This window comes from Sediminimonas sp. (genome assembly GCF_024637375.1).
Lineage (GTDB): Bacteria > Pseudomonadota > Alphaproteobacteria > Rhodobacterales > Rhodobacteraceae > Sediminimonas.
In genome coordinates, this window is the sequence record NZ_JAGXFK010000038.1 from 1 (window position 1) to 17,444 (window position 17,444).

At 67.1% G+C, this 17,444-nt stretch carries 13 protein-coding genes and 1 tRNA gene; 6 read left to right on the forward strand and 8 right to left on the reverse strand.

What is annotated here, in order from left to right; genetic code table 11:
• A partial coding sequence (gene recA / locus Q0L89_RS05350; protein ID WP_296763125.1) for a recombinase RecA occupies positions 1-672 on the reverse strand: 672 nt, incomplete at its 3' end.
• 191 nt (positions 673-863) lie between these two features.
• Between recA and Q0L89_RS05355 the strand changes: the two genes are divergently transcribed.
• A complete protein-coding gene (locus Q0L89_RS05355) occupies positions 864-1,463 on the forward strand; it encodes a gamma-glutamyl kinase (protein WP_296763126.1) in 600 nt (199 codons plus the stop codon).
• A gap of 13 nt (positions 1,464-1,476) precedes the next feature.
• On the opposite strand, the gene Q0L89_RS05360 is transcribed toward Q0L89_RS05355, so the two are convergent.
• The 4 genes from Q0L89_RS05360 to Q0L89_RS05375 form a co-directional block, all read right to left on the reverse strand.
• The gene (locus tag Q0L89_RS05360) at positions 1,477-3,717 is read right to left on the reverse strand and encodes an ATP-binding protein (protein WP_296763127.1); all 2,241 of its coding nucleotides are present in this window, start codon (positions 3,715-3,717) and stop codon (positions 1,477-1,479) included.
• Between the two features lie 182 nt (positions 3,718-3,899).
• Positions 3,900-5,075 carry an RsmB/NOP family class I SAM-dependent RNA methyltransferase gene (locus tag Q0L89_RS05365; RefSeq protein ID WP_296763128.1) on the reverse strand — a complete coding sequence of 392 codons (1,176 nt, stop codon included), beginning with the start codon at positions 5,073-5,075 and terminating at the stop codon, positions 3,900-3,902.
• Between the two features lie 48 nt (positions 5,076-5,123).
• The gene (gene guaB / locus Q0L89_RS05370; RefSeq protein ID WP_296763129.1) at positions 5,124-6,572 is read right to left on the reverse strand and encodes an IMP dehydrogenase; all 1,449 of its coding nucleotides are present in this window, start codon (positions 6,570-6,572) and stop codon (positions 5,124-5,126) included.
• A gap of 43 nt (positions 6,573-6,615) precedes the next feature.
• Positions 6,616-6,774: a hypothetical protein gene (locus Q0L89_RS05375; protein WP_296763130.1), complete on the reverse strand. Its 159-nt coding sequence runs from the start codon at positions 6,772-6,774 to the stop codon at positions 6,616-6,618.
• A gap of 55 nt (positions 6,775-6,829) precedes the next feature.
• Here Q0L89_RS05375 and Q0L89_RS05380 point away from each other — a divergent pair, with 55 nt between their 5' ends.
• The 5 genes from Q0L89_RS05380 to Q0L89_RS05405 all read left to right on the forward strand — a co-directional run bounded on the left by Q0L89_RS05380 (position 6,830) and on the right by Q0L89_RS05405 (position 13,887).
• Entirely contained in the window at positions 6,830-8,872 is a 2,043-nt protein-coding gene (locus Q0L89_RS05380) for an ASKHA domain-containing protein (protein ID WP_296763131.1), read from the forward strand.
• Positions 8,873-8,904: 32 nt separating this feature from the next.
• A complete protein-coding gene (locus Q0L89_RS05390) occupies positions 8,905-11,760 on the forward strand; it encodes a DNA methyltransferase (protein WP_366937897.1) in 2,856 nt (951 codons plus the stop codon).
• Between the two features lie 86 nt (positions 11,761-11,846).
• Positions 11,847-11,920 (forward strand) — tRNA-Gly (locus Q0L89_RS05395).
• Between the two features lie 78 nt (positions 11,921-11,998).
• Positions 11,999-13,072, forward strand: a complete 1,074-nt coding sequence (locus Q0L89_RS05400; RefSeq protein ID WP_296763134.1) for an AbrB family transcriptional regulator — start codon at positions 11,999-12,001, stop codon at positions 13,070-13,072.
• A gap of 59 nt (positions 13,073-13,131) precedes the next feature.
• Positions 13,132-13,887, forward strand: coding sequence for an SDR family NAD(P)-dependent oxidoreductase (locus Q0L89_RS05405; protein WP_296763135.1), 756 nt, complete (start codon positions 13,132-13,134; stop codon positions 13,885-13,887).
• A gap of 48 nt (positions 13,888-13,935) precedes the next feature.
• Here the strand turns inward: Q0L89_RS05405 and Q0L89_RS05410 are convergent, their stop codons facing one another.
• Genes Q0L89_RS05410 through Q0L89_RS05420 form a run of 3 tightly spaced genes read right to left on the reverse strand, consistent with a single transcriptional unit; the run spans position 13,936 to position 17,392 of the window.
• On the reverse strand, positions 13,936-14,724 hold the full coding sequence (locus tag Q0L89_RS05410) for an ion channel (RefSeq protein ID WP_296763136.1): 789 nt from the start codon (positions 14,722-14,724) through the stop codon (positions 13,936-13,938).
• 13 nt (positions 14,725-14,737) lie between these two features.
• Positions 14,738-16,600: an ATP-binding cassette domain-containing protein gene (locus Q0L89_RS05415; protein ID WP_296763137.1), complete on the reverse strand. Its 1,863-nt coding sequence runs from the start codon at positions 16,598-16,600 to the stop codon at positions 14,738-14,740.
• Positions 16,601-16,657: 57 nt separating this feature from the next.
• Positions 16,658-17,392, reverse strand: coding sequence for a GNAT family N-acetyltransferase (locus Q0L89_RS05420; RefSeq protein ID WP_296763166.1), 735 nt, complete (start codon positions 17,390-17,392; stop codon positions 16,658-16,660).
• Positions 17,393-17,444 lie beyond the last annotated feature (52 nt).

Consider the following 17,444-nt stretch of genomic DNA (forward strand, 5'->3'; position numbering starts at 1 on the left):
GCCCCCGGTCGTCGTTTCGGGGCTGCCGAACATGACGCCGATCTTCATGCGGATCTGGTTGATGAAGATGACCATACATTTGCTGCGGCTCATCGAGCCGGTCAGCTTGCGCATCGCCTGGCTCATCAGCCGCGCCTGCACGCCGACGCTGCTGTCGCCCATGTCGCCTTCCAGTTCGCTCTTGGGCGTCAGGGCCGCGACCGAGTCGACCACGACTAGGCTGACCGCGCCCGAGCGCACCAGCGTATCGGTGATCTCCAGCGCCTGTTCACCGGTATCGGGCTGCGAGATCAGCAACTCGTCCAGGTCGACGCCAAGCTTGCGCGCGTATTGCGGATCGAGCGCGTGCTCGGCATCGACGAAGGCGCAGACGCCGCCCAGTTTCTGCTCCTCGGCGACGCAGTGCAGCGTCAGCGTCGTCTTGCCCGAGCTTTCGGGCCCATAGATCTCGACGATCCGGCCCTTGGGCAGGCCACCGATCCCCAGGGCGATATCGAGCCCCAGCGACCCGGTCGAGGTCGATTCGATATCACGGATGGCGTTTTCACCGCCCATCTTCATGATCGACCCCTTGCCGAACTGCCGTTCGATCTGTGCCAGCGCGCTGTCGAGCGCCTTCTGCTTGTCTGCGTTTTTCTTGCTGTCCATCGAGAGAAGATCTGCCGTTGCCATTGGATTTGGCTCCTTATTTCACGAAAAGCGGGGGCGCGGCAATCGCCGCCTTTGTTCCGCTTATGTTCCATCTCCATATGAGCACAAAATGAGAACATTGCAAATTAAATTTGCTACCGCCACTGTTGCCGGCGGAAATTAAGGAATGGTTTACACTGGAAAGATCGCACCGGATCGGGAACAACTGGCCCATGCTGGTTTTCTGGAAGCAAAGACTCGTTTTCCTGTCGGTCCCCAAGACCGGCACCACGGCCTACGAGGCGGCGCTGGCGCCGGTGGCGTCGATGGCGATTCTGGAACCGCCCGGGCTGAAGCATGCCCCGCTCTACCGCTACAACCGGTTCTTCCGGCCGATGTTCGAGAAAGCCTGCGAGACCGACGACATGGAAACCCTCGCGGTGGTCCGCGAACCGATCAGCTGGCTGGGTAGCTGGTACCGGTATCGCCGCCGGCCATTCATGCGCGGGCAGCCCAATGCCACCTTCGATATCAGCTTCGAGCAGTTCGTCGAAGGGTATATGCAAGGCCAGCAGCCGGGCTTTGCCAATGTCGGCAGCCAGGCAAAATTCCTTGCGCCGCGGCCCAACGGAACGCGGGTCAACTACCTATTTCGCTACGAGGATCAGCCGGCGCTGATCGCGTTTCTGCAAGAACGACTGGACACGCGGATCGACCTGCCGCGCCTGAACGTCTCACCCGAGATGGACCTGCACCTGTCGCCGCAGGTGGAGGCGCGCCTGCGGCGCAAATGCGCCGCCGAGTTCGAGTTGTGGGATTGCGCCGGCACCTGACCCGCGGCGGCGGTCACCGCAATTGCCGCGATACCGTTTCGGTGAGTTCCGACAGCGAAAACGGCTTGGGCAGGAACACCGAGTTGGGAATCCGCGCCTGCACGTCGCCGAAGGCCTCCTCGGCATAGCCCGACACGAAGATGACCCGCACGCCGGGGCGTTGCTTGAGCGCCTCGACGACCCAGCTCGGCCCGTCCATTCCGGGCATCACCACGTCGGTCACGAACACGTCGACGGCAAGGGTGTCGTCCTGCAATGTCTCAAGTGCCGCCTCGGCCGAGTCGGCCTCCAGAACGGTATACCCGCGCAACCGCAAGGCCCGCGCCGCGAAGGCGCGCACCGGCGCCTCGTCCTCGACCAGCAGGACGATACCGTCCGCCGGCTCCCTGGCCAGCGCATTGGCCGGGCGCGGGGCCGGCGCGGCCGCGTCGTCAACGCTCTTCTGGTGACGCGGGAAGATCAGCGAGAAGGTGCTGCCGCTGCCGGGCACGCTGTCGGCAAAGATATAGCCGCCGCTTTGCTTGACGATGCCGTAGGCCGTCGAAAGCCCCAGGCCGGTGCCTTCCCCGGTGCGCTTGGTGGTGTAGAACGGCTCGAAAATCTTGGGCAGCCGCTCGGGGTCGATTCCGACTCCGTCATCGGACACCATGACCCGGATATACGCGCCCGGCGGCACCACCGCGCGGTCGCGATGCAACGGCTCGTCCAGGGTCATGCAATCGGTGCGGATCTGGATTTCGCCACCGTCGGTCATCGCGTCGCGGGCATTGACTACGAGGTTCATCAACACCTGTTCGAGCTGCCGCTTGTCGGCCCTGATCATCGGCTGCGCGGGATCGTGCGTCAGGCTCAGCCGCACCCGTTCCCCGACCAGCCGGTTGAGCAGGTGGGTGAGATCGGAAAGCGTATCGCGCAGGTCAAGCACCTCTGGCCGCAGAGTCTGCTTGCGCGAAAACGCCAGCAACTGCCCCACCAGCGCGGCGGCGCGGTTGGCGTTCTGGCTGATCTGCACGAGGTCGGCATAGGCCGGGTCGCCCTGGTCGTGGCGCAGCAGCAGCAGGTCGCAGTGCCCCGTGATCGCCGTCAGCAGGTTGTTGAAATCATGCGCGACGCCACCGGCGAGTTCGCCGATGGCCTGCATTTTCTGGCTTTGAACGAATTGCGCCTCCAACGTTTTGAGCTTGGTGGCATCGTTGAGCACGGCGATCAGGGCCGGCGCGCCATCCGCGTCGACCCGCGTCAGCGTGACCTGCACGAACATCTCGCTATCGGTCCGCGACAGGCGCAGAAATTCGGAACTGCGCGCCGGGCGCCCCGCCGCGGCCTCCTCCAGCCAGTCCGCGATCGAGCGGCCGAGCCCCTCCATCAACTCCGGCAGGCGCCGCCCGTGGCACCGCCCTGCGCCCAGAAGGTCGCGCGCCAGCCGGTTTGACAGCGTGATCCTGCCGGAGTCGGCATCGAGACGCAGCAGCGCGACCGGCAGATCCTCGAAAAAGCGCCATCCGTCGTCACCCGTGTCCGCGGCGGCCGGCGCCTTGGCGGGCACCAGGACGATCTCGCGGCGACCGCCCGTCGATGGGCTCTCGGAGACGAGGCAGGCACGCGGCCCTTCGGCCGTGGTGACGGTATTGATCTCGCCCGGTCGCGGCGGCGCGCCATCGAACAGGCGTTCGATCGCCTTGGCCCGCCCGCCCAGGAATTTCCGCGCCGCGTCGTTCATGTAAAGGATGGTGCCACCCCGCCCCACCGTCATCGCCGGCAAGCGCGCCGCGCCGCCGCACTGCCCGGGCGCGGGGCGGTCGGCGACGTCTTCCAGCCGCCACAGGAAGGCGTCGCTGCCCAGCCGGTGCACGGCGATGCGCATATGCCCCTGCCGCAGCACCACGTCCTCGCGCGCGGCGCCGTCGGCCTGCGCGCGTGCCTGCAACCGGTATAGCGCCATCGCCGGGTTGGCAAAGACGTCCGGAAGCAGGCCAGCCACGGTGGCATCGCCGGACAGATCGAAGTGCGCCTGCGCCGCGGCGTTGGCATGCAGGATCGCGCCATCGGCATCGGCCAGCAGGCTGGGCGCGGCGTCGTGGGCGATGAAATCGGTGACCGCGCGCACCGCTTGCGCCTTGCGGCGGCCGTGCCGCCAGGCGACGAGCGCCGCCAGCGCCATGACTGCCAGCATCGCCCCCGCAACGGCGAGCAATGCGGCAGCAAGCGCCGCCCCCGGCACCACCAGCGCGGCGGCCGCGGTCGAAACGCCCACGCCCACTACCACCGCCCGGCGGCGCAACAACCGGGCCGAAACACGTGTGATCGGCCCGGGAGAGACCGCCGCGAATGACACTGGCCACCTCCGAAAATTGATTCGCCCGCACCCCATTGCAACGGGCAAAGCCTTAACCGCCGCTTAATCCGTCCAAGTATGCGGGGTAACGGCGCGGTTGATCAATGCCGGTCGCGGCGAAGGTGCGCGGTGAAGAACCCGTCGCCCGAGGCCCCCGGCACCCATTGCCGGCTGTGGTGTTGGTGCCAGCCGGGATGGCGGGCGAGGAAAGCGTCCACCCGGGCGGTGTTTTCCGACGCCAGGATCGAGCACGTCGCATAGGCAAGCGTCCCGTTTGCGCCCGTCAGGGCGGCCGCCTGATCGAGGATCGCGTCCTGGCGCGCGTGCAGCCGCTCCAGTGCCTCGGGGGTCAGCCGCCACTTCGCATCCGGCGCGCGCCGCCACGCCCCGCTGCCCGAGCACGGCACATCGCACAGCGCGAGGTCGAACGGCGCCTGCGCGTGGGCCTCGGCCAATGTCACCCGGTCGATGTGCACCCCCGCCCGCGCCGCGCGCTGCGGCAGATCGCGCATGCGATCCGGATCGGCGTCATGGGCAAAGGCGGCGATATCGGCGCGCCCGGTCATGGCCAGCGCCTTGCCACCGCCGCCAGCGCAGAAATCCAGTGTTTTCATGCCAGTTGTGAGGTGAAGTTCATCCACGACCGCCTGGCTTGCACCGTCTTGCAACTCGACCAGACCGTCGCGGTAGGCGGCACTGCCACGGATGCGCCGGGCGCCATCGACGACCCGCAGCGCCGAGGGCGAGATCGCGTCGGGCTCGGCCGTCACCCCGTCATCGGCGAGGCGGTCGCGCGCCTCATCGCGCCCACCCGCGCGCAGATTAACGCGCAGCATGACCGGCGCGCGTCGGCGCAACTGCGCGGCAAGCGCGGCCGCGCCCTGCTCACCCGACTCGCGGCAAAGCAGCGCCCAGAGCCAATCGGGCAGGTCCATCGCTTCGGCGCCCGGCTCGGGCGCGTGGCCGGCGGCCGCTTCCTCGGCGGTCAGCGGCGCCGGCGCGTGCCCCTGTCCGGTGAACAGCGATGCCGGTTCCTCGCCCCGCTCGCGCAGCAGGCCGATCATCACCGCTCGCCCCGTCATCGCGCCACCGCGCGCGGCGGCCGAGCGCAGCCGGCGCAGCGCGTCGAAGACGTGATCGCGCACCGCCGCCCTGTCGCCCGAGCCCGCGTAGCGCGCCCCGCGCGCCCAGCCGGTCAGCGCCTGCTCGGCCGGCGTGCCGGCGATGACGCGATCCAGCACCTCGGCGGCGGCAGCGATACGGGCCGCCGGCGTCATTTCGTATTCACGGGAACTGTGGCCCCTAACCTGTTGATAACCAACAAATCAACCGATTTGGTAGTTGGGGCTTTCACGGGTGATCTGGACATCGTGCACATGGCTTTCATGCAGGCCGGCGTTGCTGATCCGCACAAACGTGCAGTTGCGGCGCATGTCTTTGATATTGGCGCACCCGGTATAGCCCATGGCCGCGCGGAGCCCGCCGACCAACTGGTGGATGACCGCGCCCGCCGCCCCCTTGTAGGGAACCTGCCCCTCGATCCCCTCGGGCACCAGCTTGTCGCTGGCGGCGTCCTTCTGGAAATAGCGGTCGGCCGACCCGCGCGCCATCGCGCCGAGGCTGCCCATGCCGCGGTAGCCCTTGAAACTGCGCCCCTGGTAGAGAATGACCTCGCCGGGGCTTTCATCGGTTCCCGCGAGCATCGAGCCGACCATCGCGCACGAGGCACCCGCCGCGATCGCCTTGGCGAAATCGCCCGAGTACTTGATGCCGCCATCGGCGATCACCGGTACGTCGCCCGCCGCCGCGGCGCAATCCATCACCGCCGTCAGTTGCGGCACGCCGACACCCGCGACCATCCGTGTGGTGCAGATCGAGCCCGGCCCGATGCCCACCTTGATGGCGTCGGCGCCCACGCCGATAAGCGCGCGCGTTGCCTCGGCAGTGGCCACGTTGCCGGCCACCACCTGAACGTCGCCCGACAGCGCCTTGGCACGCGCCACTGCCTCGGACACGCCCGCGGAATGGCCGTGCGCGGTGTCGATCACCACCATGTCGACGCCCGCGTCGACCAGCGCCTGCGTGCGCTCGAACCCGGCATCGCCCACGGTCGAGGCCGCCGCGACGCGCAAACGGCCCAGGTTATCCTTGCACGCCGACGGGTTGAGCACCGCCTGTTCGGTATCCTTGAGCGTCAGCAGCCCGGTCAGCTTGCCCTCGGCGTCGGTGACCAGCAGCTTCTCGATCCGCCGGGCCTTCATCAGGGCCTTGGCCTCTTCGCGGTCGGCGGGCTCGCGAAGAATGGCGAGGTTGTCGGCGCTCATCATCACCCGTACCGGGGTGGCGTCGTCCTCGGCGAAGCGCATGTCGCGATTGGTCACGATGCCCACGACATGCCCGCCCGCGTCCACCACCGGAAAGCCGGTGACACGGTAGCGTTCCTGCAGCGCCTTGGCATCGGCCAGTGTCTGGTCGGGGGTCAGCGTGATCGGGTTGTAGACGATGCCCGATTCGAATCGCTTGACCCGGCGCACCTGCTGCGCCTGTTCCTCGACGCTCAGGTTGCGGTGAATCACCCCGATGCCGCCGAACTGCGCCATGGTGATGGCCATACGCGCCTCGGTAACCGTATCCATGGCCGACGAAAGCAGCGGGATGTTGAGGGCAATGTCGCGGGTCACCCGGGTGCCGGTATCTGCCGCCGCCGGCAGCACGTCCGACGCGGCGGGCACCAGCAGGACATCATCAAAGGTGAGCGCCTCACGAATCTGCATCGCAATCTCTCCATGCACGGGGTTCGTTTGGCACGTCCCTATTTCACGTCTGGGCCATGGATGAAAGGGCGATTTCCCGCCCGTCGCCGCGTCGGGCCGGGTCGATCGCATCGCACAAGGCACCCCACGCACGGAATGCGCGCACGATGCCGTGAAAATGACGCAGCCACGCGATTATCTGACGCTCCTCGCCTTTTTCCATGGCCAAAGCGCCATATGGTCGTGCCGACCGGCAGCGCACAGACAGGACATCACCGATGAGCACCGATCCTCTCGTGGTTTTCACCCCATCGGGCAAGCGGGGCCGGGTTCCCAAGGGCACCCCGGTACTGAGCGCGGCGCGGCAACTGGGGGTGGACCTCGATTCGGTCTGTGGCGGCCGCGGCATCTGTTCGAAATGCCAGATCGCGCCGGCCTTCGGCGCGTTTTCCAAGCACGGGCTGACCTCGACCCCCGAGGCGCTGTCGGAATGGAACGCGACCGAGCAGCGTTACCACGACAAGCGCGGGCTCAAGCCGGGGCGCCGGCTGGGTTGCCAGGCCACCGTGCAGGGCGACGTGGTGATCGACGTGCCGCCCGAGTCCCAGGTCCACAAGCAGGTCGTCCGCAAGGCCGCGACGGCACGCGACATCGTGATGGACCCGGCGACGCGGCTATATTTCATCGAGGTGGCGCAACCCGACATGCACGAGCCCACCGGCGATTTCGAGCGCCTGGCGCGTGCCCTGGCGGCACAGTGGGACATCACCGGCGTCACCGCCGCGCCCGACCTGCTGGCGCGGCTGCAACCGGCGTTGCGCAAGGGCGACTGGCAGGTGACGGTTGCCCTTCACCACGATCACACCGGCGCCCCTCCGCGGGTGATCGAGGTCTGGCCCGGTCTGCACGAAGGCGGCATCTACGGGCTGGCGATCGACCTTGGCTCGACCACCATCGCCGCGCATCTGGCCGACCTGGTGGATGGGCAGGTGCTGGCCTCGGCAGGGGTGATGAACCCGCAGATCCGCTTTGGCGAAGACCTGATGAGCCGCGTCTCCTACGCGATGATGAACCCCGGCGGCGAGCAGGAGATGTGCCGCGTGGTGCGCGAGGCGATCGACACCCTGATCGGCGAACTGGCCGGCGAGGCGGGCATCGCGCCCGAGTTGATCGTCGAGGCGGTGATCGTGTGCAACCCGGTCATGCACCATCTGTTGCTGGGCATCGACCCGGTCGAGCTGGGCCAGGCGCCGTTCGCGCTGGCGACCTCCGACAGCATTTCGATGCCGTTTGCCGCGCTCGATATGCGTGTGCCCAACCCGCGCGCGCGGCTCTATATCCTGCCGTGTATCGCCGGGCACGTGGGCGCCGATGCCGCCGCGGTGGCGTTGTCGGAAGAGCCGCACAAATCCGACGACCTGGTGCTGGTCGTCGACGTGGGCACCAATGCCGAGATCCAGCTTGGCGACAAATCCCGCGTGCTGGCGTGCTCGTCGCCCACTGGCCCGGCCTTCGAGGGCGCCCAGATCAGCGCCGGCCAGCGCGCCGCGCCCGGGGTCATCGAACGGGTCGAGATCGACCCGGCCACCAGGGAACCGCGCTTTCGCGTCATCGGGGTCGAGCCGTGGTCGGACGAGGATGCCTTCGCCGAGGCCGTCGCCGCCACCGGCATCACCGGCATCTGCGGCTCCGGCATCATCGAGGCGGTGGCCGAAATGCGCATGAGCGGGGTCGTCGATGCCTCGGGGCTGATCGGCTCGGCCGCGCAGGTGGGCACCGACCGCTGTATCGCCGAGGGCCGCACCCACGCCTATGTCATCCACGACGCGCGCGATGCGGGCGGCCCGCTGGTGGCGGTCACCCAGGGCGACATCCGCGCCATTCAACTGGCCAAGTCGGCGCTTTACGCCGGCGCGCGGCTGCTGATGGACGAAATGGGCGTCGATCACGTCGATCGCGTGGTGCTGGCCGGGGCCTTCGGCGCCCATATCAGCCCCAAGCACGCGATGGTGCTGGGCATGATCCCCGACGTGGCGCTCGACAAGGTCACCAGCGCCGGCAACGCCGCCGGCACCGGGGCGCGCATCGCGCTGAGCAACGTCGCCGCGCGCGCCGAGATCGAGCAGGTGGTCCACCGCATCACCAAGGTCGAAACCGCGATCGAGCCGCGGTTCCAGGAACATTTCGTGGCCGCCAACGCGATCCCCCACGCCACCGAGCCGTTTACCCAGCTCAGATCGATCGTGCCGCTGCCCGATGTCAGCTACAACACCCGCGGCGAAGAGGGCGGCACCGGCCGCCGCCGCCGCCGCCGGGGCTAGCCAAACCCGCCGCGCTGCGCCATTGATGGGCCATGAGGCTGACCTGGAACGAAATTCGCGCCCGCGCCGCCCGCTTCGCGGATGACTGGAAAGACGCCCACTATGAAAAGGGCGAGACGCAGAGCTTTTACAACGCCTTCTTTCACATCTTCGGAGTCGAACGGCGGCGCGTGGCCCAGTACGAGCTTTCGGTGGAGCGCACCGGGCGGGCGCGGGGCTTTGTCGATCTGTTCTGGCCGCGCACCCTGATTGTCGAGCAGAAATCGAAAGGGCGTGATCTGTTCAAGGCCGAGCAGCAGGCGCTGGAATACCTGTCCGACATCGCCGATCACGAACAGCCCCGTCACATTCTGGTCAGCGATTTCCAGACCTTCAAACTGACCGATCTCGATAGCGGCGAGGCCACCGCCTTTGCCCTGCAAGACCTGCCCAAGCATATTGAGCGCTTCGGTTTCATCCTTGGCATCCAGCGCCGCCAGTTCCGCGATCAGGATCCGGTCAACATCAAGGCGGCCGAGCTGGTGGGCCTTCTGCATGACGAGATCAAGGCATCGGGTTACACCGGCCACCGCCTCGAACAGTTCCTGGTGCGGATCGTGTTCTGCCTGTTTGCCGACGATACCGGCATCTTTCAGCCCAAGGATATCCTGTGGGAATATTTGGAGAACCGCACCCAGCCCGACGGCTCCGACACCGGTCCGCTGCTGGCGCAGCTTTTCGATGTGCTCAACACGCCCGAGGACGCGCGCTCGCCCCATCTTGACGAGGATCTGGCGAAATTTCCTTATGTCAACGGCGCGCTGTTCGCCGAATACTTCCCGCCGCCGGTCTTCAACGCCGCGATGCGCGCAGCGCTCTTGAACGCTTGCCGGTTCGACTGGACGCCGATCAGTCCAGCAATTTTCGGCTCGCTCTTCCAGTCGGTGATGGACCCGGCGGAGCGCCGCGCGAAAGGCGCCCATTACACCACCGAACAGAACATCCTCAAGGTGATCGAGCCGCTGTTCATGGACGATCTGCGCGCCGAGTTCGACCGGCTGCGCGTGCTCAAGCGTGACAAGCGGCGGCGGCTGACCGCGTTTCAGGAAAAACTGGCCGGTCTTACGTTTTTCGACCCGGCCTGCGGCTGCGGCAATTTCCTGATCATCGCCTACCGTGAACTCAGGCTGCTGGAGCTGGAGCTGCTGCGCGAGCTCAACCCCAGGGGCCAGCGCGAGCTGGACGCCACCATCCTGTCGCTGATCGACGTCAACCAGTTCTACGGCATCGAGTACGAGGAATTCCCTGCCCGCATCGCTGAAACCGCGCTGTGGATGATGGACCACATCATGAACAACCGCCTGTCGCTTGAGTTTGGCGAGGTGTTCACGCGCATCCCCCTGCGGCAAAGCCCCACCATCGTGCATGGCGACGCGCTGGAGACGGAGTGGCGAGCGGTGCTGCCGCCGGAGCGGTGTTCCTACCTGCTGGGTAATCCGCCGTTTGTAGGCGCCAAATACCAAAGCCCCCAGCAGCGCGAACAGGTGCGCCGCATCGCCGATCTGGGCAAATCGGGCGGCACGCTCGATTATGTCTGCGCGTGGTTCATCAAGGCGGGCGAATACGCAGGGCGCGCGGCTGCGGGCGATGGGGCGCGCCCGACCGGGGCGGCGCGGAACGCGCCCGCCTTGGGGGCGGGCGGGCGCGTCCCATCGCTGCGCGATGGGGGGAAGGAATGCCCACGCATCGGCTTCGTCTCGACCAATTCGATCACGCAGGGCGAACAGGTGGCACAGCTTTGGCCGGTGCTGTTCGACCAATGCGGGCTGGAGATTGCCTTTGCGCATCGCACATTCCCCTGGGGTTCCGAGGCGCGCGGCAAAGCCAATGTGCATGTAGTCATCATCGGGCTGGACCGGCGCGAAAACGCGCAGGCCGAGCGGCGGCTGTTTTCCTACCCCGATCCCAAGGGCGCACCCGAGGAAACATGCCACAGGGCGATTTCGCCCTATCTGTTCGATGCCGGGGGGCTGTCTGATCCGCATCTGGTGGTGCGCGAGCAAAGCCGACCGATCAATGGGTTGCAGCGTGTTTTCAGCGGGTCGCAACCTATCGACGATGGCAACTATGTCTTGGATGAAGAGTCGCGCAATCAGCTTCTGGGTGCAGAGCCGAAGGCCAGTGCATATTTGAAGCCATACTTGGCGGCACGCGATTTTCTTCAAGGTGGCTCGCGGTGGGTTCTTTATCTTTCCAACGCCAGCCCTGCAGATTTGCGGCATATGCCAGAAATTCGACGCCGAATTGCAGCCGTTCGGGAGTATAGGCAGAGGAGCAAGAGAAAATCGACAAAGTCAGCCGCTGATTACCCGGCGCAATTTTCTTTCGAGTTGGTTCCAGACAAAGACTTTCTGGTGCTTCCAAAGGTAAGCTCTGAACGAAGGCATTACATGCCCATAGGGTTTTATTCGCCACCCGTGATCCCGAGCGATCTTGTTTTTGTTCGCCCCGAAGCCACACTCTCCGACTTCGCCCTCCTCACCTCCGCCATGCACATGGCGTGGCTGCGCCAGATCGGCGGGCGGCTGAAATCCGATTTCCGCTATTCCATCGGCCTCGTCTACAACACCTTCCCCCTGCCCAAGGGCGACCTGAGCAAACTCGAACCCCACGCCAAGGCCGTGCTCGACGCCCGCGCCCAGCATCCGGGCGCAACGCTGGCCGATCTTTATGACCCCGATCTGATGCCCGCCGACCTGCGCCGCGCGCATGGCGCGCTCGACAAGGCGGTCGATCGGCTTTATCGCCGCTCGGGCTTTGCCTCCGACCGCGAGCGCGTCGAGCACCTCTTTCAACTCTACGAGCGAATGGTCAAACCGCTGCTGGCCAGACCCAAACGCCGCCGCTAGACGCGGCCGCGGCGCGCGAAAACGCACCATCGGCGCGGCATGGGCTGTTGACGGGATCGTGGTGCTGGCGTAATCAGCAGCCTGTCGCGGGTGTAGCTCAATGGTAGAGCAGCAGCTTCCCAAGCTGACGACGAGGGTTCGATTCCCTTCACCCGCTCCAATCCCGAACAGGCATCCCCCGACACTGGTATCGCTGCTGCGCTTGCGCTAGGCACTGTGCAACGCGAACGAGGGCGGCATGCCGACGATCACCACCGTCATCACCACCGTGGCGCTGTTGGCGCTGGGGCTTTGCGGGGGGCTGCTGGCATTGCTGGCCGGCCTGCCCCTGCCCTACATGCTGGGCAGTCTCGTGGCCACGGCGGCCCTGGCGCTGGGGTTCGGGAGGCTGCTGCCCGACGGGTACCTGTTTCCGCAGCGGCTGCGGCTGGTGTTCATCGCCCTGATCGGGGTGATGATCGGGGCGCAGGTGACGCCCGAACTGGTGGCGATTCTGCCGGCGATGGCGGTCAGCTTCGCCGCGCTGGCCGTTTTCGTCGGGGTGGCCCATGCCGGCAATTTCGCCATATTCCACCACCTTGGCGGCTATGACCGCGCCACGGCGTTCTACAGCGCAACGCCCGGCGGGCTGATGGAATCGATCGCCATGGGCGAAGAGGCCGGCGCCAACACCGCGGTGCTGAGCATGCAGCATTTCCTGCGCATCATCCTGGTCATAACGCTGGTGCCGGTGGGCCTGTCGCTATGGTACGGGGCGCCGGTGGGCAGCGCCGGCGGCGCCAGCTTCTCGACCGCGCGGGCGGGGCTGTCCGATCTGGCGCTTGTCGCCGTGGTCGGCGCGGCCGGGCTGTGGCTGGGGCTGCGGTTGCGCTTTCCCGCCGGGCAGTTGACGGGGCCGATGCTGGCGGCGGCGGTGCTGGGGCTTGCGGGCGTCGGCGCGCCCGCCCTGCCCGACTGGCTGATCCATGCGGCGCAGGTGGTGATCGGAACCTCGCTGGGGTTGCGCTTTGCCGGGCTGGGCCGGTCCGACCTGCTGCGGGCGCTGTGGCTAGGGCTGATATCGGTGGCGGCGATGCTGTCGCTGGGCACGGTGATGGCGCTCGGCGTTCACCACGTTTCCGGCACCGCCTTCGACGTGGCGCTGATCAGCTTTGCCCCCGGTGGCGTGACCGAGATGGCGCTTGTCGCACTCAGCCTCGATGCCAACCCGGCGCTGGTCAGCGCTCACCACATCTGGCGCATCGTCCTGACCGTCGTCGAAATTGCCGTTCTGTCGCGGTTGCGGCGCTTTCGCGGGCGCGACGCGCTTTGACAGCCGCCGCCCGGTCACGCTATCTGAACATATGTTCATTTTGAAAGGACGACCCAAACATGCGTATCGAAGACACAGCCGCCATCGTCACCGGGGGCGCCTCGGGGCTGGGCGAGGCAACGGCGCGGGCGCTGGTCGCCGCGGGCGCCAAGGTGACGATTCTCGACCGTGACGCGACGCGCGGCGCGGCGGTCGCCGAGGAGATCGGCGCCACCTTCCATAGCTGCGACGTCACCGACGAGGCCTCGGTGCAGGCAGCCATCGACGCCGCGGTAAGCGCCATGGGCCACCTCAACGCGGCGATCAATTGCGCCGGCATCGCCATCGCGGAAAAGACGCTGGGGCGCGAGGGGCCGCATCGGCTGGAAAGCTTCCGCCGTACTGTCGATGTCAACCTGGTGGGCACCTTCAACGTCGCCCGCCTCGCCGCCAGCGCCATGGCCGAGAACACCGCCTCGCCCGACGGGCTGCGCGGGGTGATCGTCAACACCGCCTCGGTCGCCGCCTTCGACGGGCAGAAGGGCCAGGCCGCCTATGCCGCCTCCAAGGCCGGGATCGCGGGGCTGTCGCTGCCGATGGCGCGTGATCTGGCGCGCGACGGCATCCGCGTCATGGCCATCGCGCCGGGCATCTTCCGCACCCCGATGCTGATGGGGCTGGGCGAGGAGGTGATGAAGGGCCTGGCCGCCGATGTCACCTGCCCCAGGCGGTTGGGCGATCCGGCGGAATATGCCGCCCTGGCGCGGTTCATCATCGAATCCGACTACCTCAACGGCGAAAGCATCCGCCTCGACGGCGCGCTGCGCATGCGCTGAGCCCCCGGCGCCCGCCCGCCCGCGACACCCGGGCACGCGGCGGGCGCTTCATGCGCCAGCGCCCTCGGTCTCGATCTTCAGTTCGTGACCGCAATGCTTGCAATGGATGGCGTCGGGGTCGTGGCGCGACAGCCCGCATTCGGGGCACTTGTACTTGATCTTGGCAGGCACGAAAATCGCCCGCGCCAGCCGCATGAACAGCGCCACACCGAAAACCATGATTACCACCGACAGAACCTTGCCGGTCGTCGAACTCAGGACGATGTCACCAAACCCGGTCGTGGTCAGCGCCGCGACGGTGAAATACAGCGCATCGACATAGCTGGTCAAACCCGGCTCTTCGCCGCCGCGCAGGAAAAACACCACCGCCGTCATCATGAACACGAAAACGAACAGGTTGACCGCCGCGACGATAGCGTCCTCGTGCAGCCGGAAAAAGCGGTTGTCGCGACGCAAATCGCGCAGCACATGGTAGGAATGGATCAGGCGCAATGCCCGCAGCACGCGGAGTACGCCCAATGTCTGCCCCATCAGCGGCGCCAGAACCAGGGAGGCGAGAACCGCGATGTCGGCAATCACGTAAACCTGCCGCAGAAAGCGCAGCCTGTCGGTCGCGATCCACATGCGCGCGCTCAGGTCTGCAAGGATCAGGATGCCCAGGACCACATCGACCAGCATGAGCTGCACCGACATCGGCAATGGCGCGGTCCCGATGAAAAACATGATGGTCACCGCGTCGAAGGCCAGCAACCCATAGCGGAACCGCGTCGCCCGCTTCGACTGGCCGTTGTACAGCAGCCGGATACGATCCTTCACCGTTCTGTCCTTTTTCACCATCGCGACCGGACCCTCATGTCGCCGCCTCGGCCTTTTCTTCCAGCGCCAGCCATTCCTCCTCGGCCGCCGCCAGCGCCTTCTGCCGCGCCGACAGCGCCTGCGTGGCCTTGTTGAACTTGGCCGGTTCGCGCGTATAGAGATCGGGGGCCGACAGGAATTCCTCCAGTTTCGCGATCTCGGCTTCCAGCCGCTCGATCTCGGCTGGCAGCGCACGCCGCCGGTGCTCTTCGGTGAAGGTCAGCGCCGAAGCCGATGCGCCGCCGCTTTCCTGCGTGGCCGGCTTGCCCTGGGCCGGCTTCGGCGCGGGTCTTGCATTGTCCTGCCCGGGTTTGCGCTGCCCGTCCCGGCCCGCGCCATCCCCGGCTGCCTGCGCCCGCTGCGCGCGGTAGTCGCTCCAGCCGCCGGCATAGACGGTGGCGCGCCCGTCGCCCTCCATCGCCACGGTGGCGGTCGCCACGCGGTCGAGGAAGTCGCGGTCGTGGCTGACCAGCAGCACGGTGCCGTCGTAATCGTCCAGCAACTCCTGCAACAAATCCAGCGTCTCGACATCCAGGTCGTTGGTCGGCTCGTCAAGCACCAGCAGGTTGCTTTCGCGCGCCATCAGCCGCGCCAGAAGCAGCCGCGCCTTTTCGCCGCCCGACAGCGCGCGCACCGGCGCGCGGGCCTGGCGCTCGTCGAACAGGAAATCCTTGAGATAGCCGATCACGTGGCGCGGCTGGCCGCGCACCATGATCTGGTCGGCCTTGCCAGAAACGCGCATGTCCTTGTCGCCGGTCAGGCTGTCCCATAGCGTCATGTCGGGATCGAGCTGCGCGCGCGCCTGGTCGAGTACCGCCGGCACCAGGTTGGTGCCGTGGGTGACGTGCCCGCTATCCGGCGCCATCTCGCCCATCAGCATCTTCAGCAGCGTGGTCTTGCCCACGCCGTTGGGCCCGACAAAGGCAATGCGGTCGCCGCGCAGGATGCGGATGGAAAAGTCGCGCAGGATGACGTCGTCGCCGAAGGTTTTCGAGATATTCTCGGCCTCGATCACCTTGCGCCCGGATTTCGGCCCCGATTCGAGCGCCATTTCCGCCGTGCCCTGCCGCCGCGTCTGCCCGGCGCGCTGCGCGCGCATGTCGCGCAGCGCCCGCACCCGGCCCTGGTTGCGCTTGCGGCGTGCGCTGATGCCTTCGACGGCCCAGCGGGCCTCGGCCTTGATCCTGCGATCGAGCTTGTGGCGCTGCTGGTCCTCTTCTTCCCAGACCTTGTCGCGCCAGGCTTCGAACCCTTCGAAGCCGATTTCCTGGCGCCGCACCGCGCCGCGGTCGATCCACAGCGTCGCGCGGGTCAGCGCGCGCAGGAAGGCGCGGTCGTGGCTGATGACAACAAAACCCGCGCGGGTGGATTTCAGCTCCTGCTCCAGCCAGGCGATCGCCTCGATATCGAGATGGTTGGTGGGCTCGTCGAGCAGCATCAACTCGGGCGCCTCGGCCAGCAGGCGCGCCAGCGCCGCGCGGCGCCGTTCGCCGCCCGATGCGGTGGCCACGGGCGTGTCGGGATCGAACTTCAAGCCCTCGGCGGCCATCGAGACGCGGTAGAACTCGGCCTCCGGCAGCGTCGCCGCGGCGAAGGCGCCCAGAGTTTCGAAGCCCTCCATCCGCGGCTCTTGTTCCATGTAGCCCACAATGACGCCGGGGGCGCGGGTGACGGCGCCGGAATCGGCTTCGACCAGCCCCGCCATCACCTTCATCAGCGTCGATTTGCCCGACCCGTTGCGCCCCACCAGCGCCACGCGGTCACCCGGATGAATCACCAGCGAAAGGCCGGAAAACAACGGTGCCCCGCCGAACCCAAGCGAGATGTCGGAAAGTTGTAAAAGCGGTGCGCGTGCCATGGCGTGCAGCTATCCCGCCGCGCGCCCCGGCGTCAAGCGCCGTGCGCGGCCGCTGCGTCACGACGCGACGGCCCGTAACAGCCGTTGGCGCGCCGGCGGGATCGCGGCGATTTCGAGCCCGGTGAAAACGTGCAGCGTGCCGAGCGCGTCGTCGATCACCGCATGGTCGCTGACCCAACCGCCCATCAACAGATAGGTGCGCAGCAGCGGCGGCATGCAGCGCATGGCCCGCGCCGGATCGGCGCTGCACAGACCGTCGATGCCGAACTGCACCACGCGTGGCGCCTTGATCCGCGGCCGCCAGCGACGCGGCGCCTGATGCCGCGCGCCCAACAGGGCGAAGGCATCCGCGTGAACGCGCGCATCGGTGCCGCGAAACGACGAGCAGCCGATCAGCATCTCGGCCTGCCGCGCATCGATGTATTGCGTGAGGGCACCCCAGGCGATGCGCAGGATGTCGGGGTCGCGCCGGTCGGGATCGACGCAGAATCGCCCCATCTCGACCAGCGGTGCCCTGAGCCCGGCCAGCGCCGACAAATCGTAGAACTGGGCCGAATAGCTCTGCCCCGCGGCCCGCCCGTCGCGTAGCGGCAGGATTCGGAAGCAACACACCAGTTGCCCGCCGCCCGTTTCCTCGACCAGGAAATGCCGGCAGCGGGCGTCGAACGCGTCGGCGTCATGTCCCGGCGCCCCGGGCCGGAAACACCGCTGCCTGAGTCGCTGCGCGCGGCGCAGCTCCTCGGGCGTCTCCGCAATCCGGCACCTGTAGCGCCCTTTTTCCAGCTCTGGCATCCGTTCCACTCTGCCCGGTCCGCACCCGCCTGGCCGTTCGCGGGTTCGTGTT

Coding starts and splice junctions, on each gene's coding strand:
- Q0L89_RS05355 (WP_296763126.1), top strand. CDS start 864: ATGCTGGTTTTCTGGAAGCAAAGACTCGTTTTCCTGTCGGTCCCCAAG.
- Q0L89_RS05365 (WP_296763128.1), bottom strand. CDS start 5,075: ATGACGCCGGCGGCCCGTATCGCTGCCGCCGCCGAGGTGCTGGATCGC.
- guaB (WP_296763129.1), bottom strand. CDS start 6,572: ATGCAGATTCGTGAGGCGCTCACCTTTGATGATGTCCTGCTGGTGCCC.
- Q0L89_RS05375 (WP_296763130.1), bottom strand. CDS start 6,774: ATGGAAAAAGGCGAGGAGCGTCAGATAATCGCGTGGCTGCGTCATTTT.
- Q0L89_RS05380 (WP_296763131.1), top strand. CDS start 6,830: ATGAGCACCGATCCTCTCGTGGTTTTCACCCCATCGGGCAAGCGGGGC.
- Q0L89_RS05390 (WP_366937897.1), top strand. CDS start 8,905: ATGAGGCTGACCTGGAACGAAATTCGCGCCCGCGCCGCCCGCTTCGCG.
- Q0L89_RS05400 (WP_296763134.1), top strand. CDS start 11,999: ATGCCGACGATCACCACCGTCATCACCACCGTGGCGCTGTTGGCGCTG.
- Q0L89_RS05405 (WP_296763135.1), top strand. CDS start 13,132: ATGCGTATCGAAGACACAGCCGCCATCGTCACCGGGGGCGCCTCGGGG.
- Q0L89_RS05410 (WP_296763136.1), bottom strand. CDS start 14,724: ATGGTGAAAAAGGACAGAACGGTGAAGGATCGTATCCGGCTGCTGTAC.
- Q0L89_RS05415 (WP_296763137.1), bottom strand. CDS start 16,600: ATGGCACGCGCACCGCTTTTACAACTTTCCGACATCTCGCTTGGGTTC.
- Q0L89_RS05420 (WP_296763166.1), bottom strand. CDS start 17,392: ATGCCAGAGCTGGAAAAAGGGCGCTACAGGTGCCGGATTGCGGAGACG.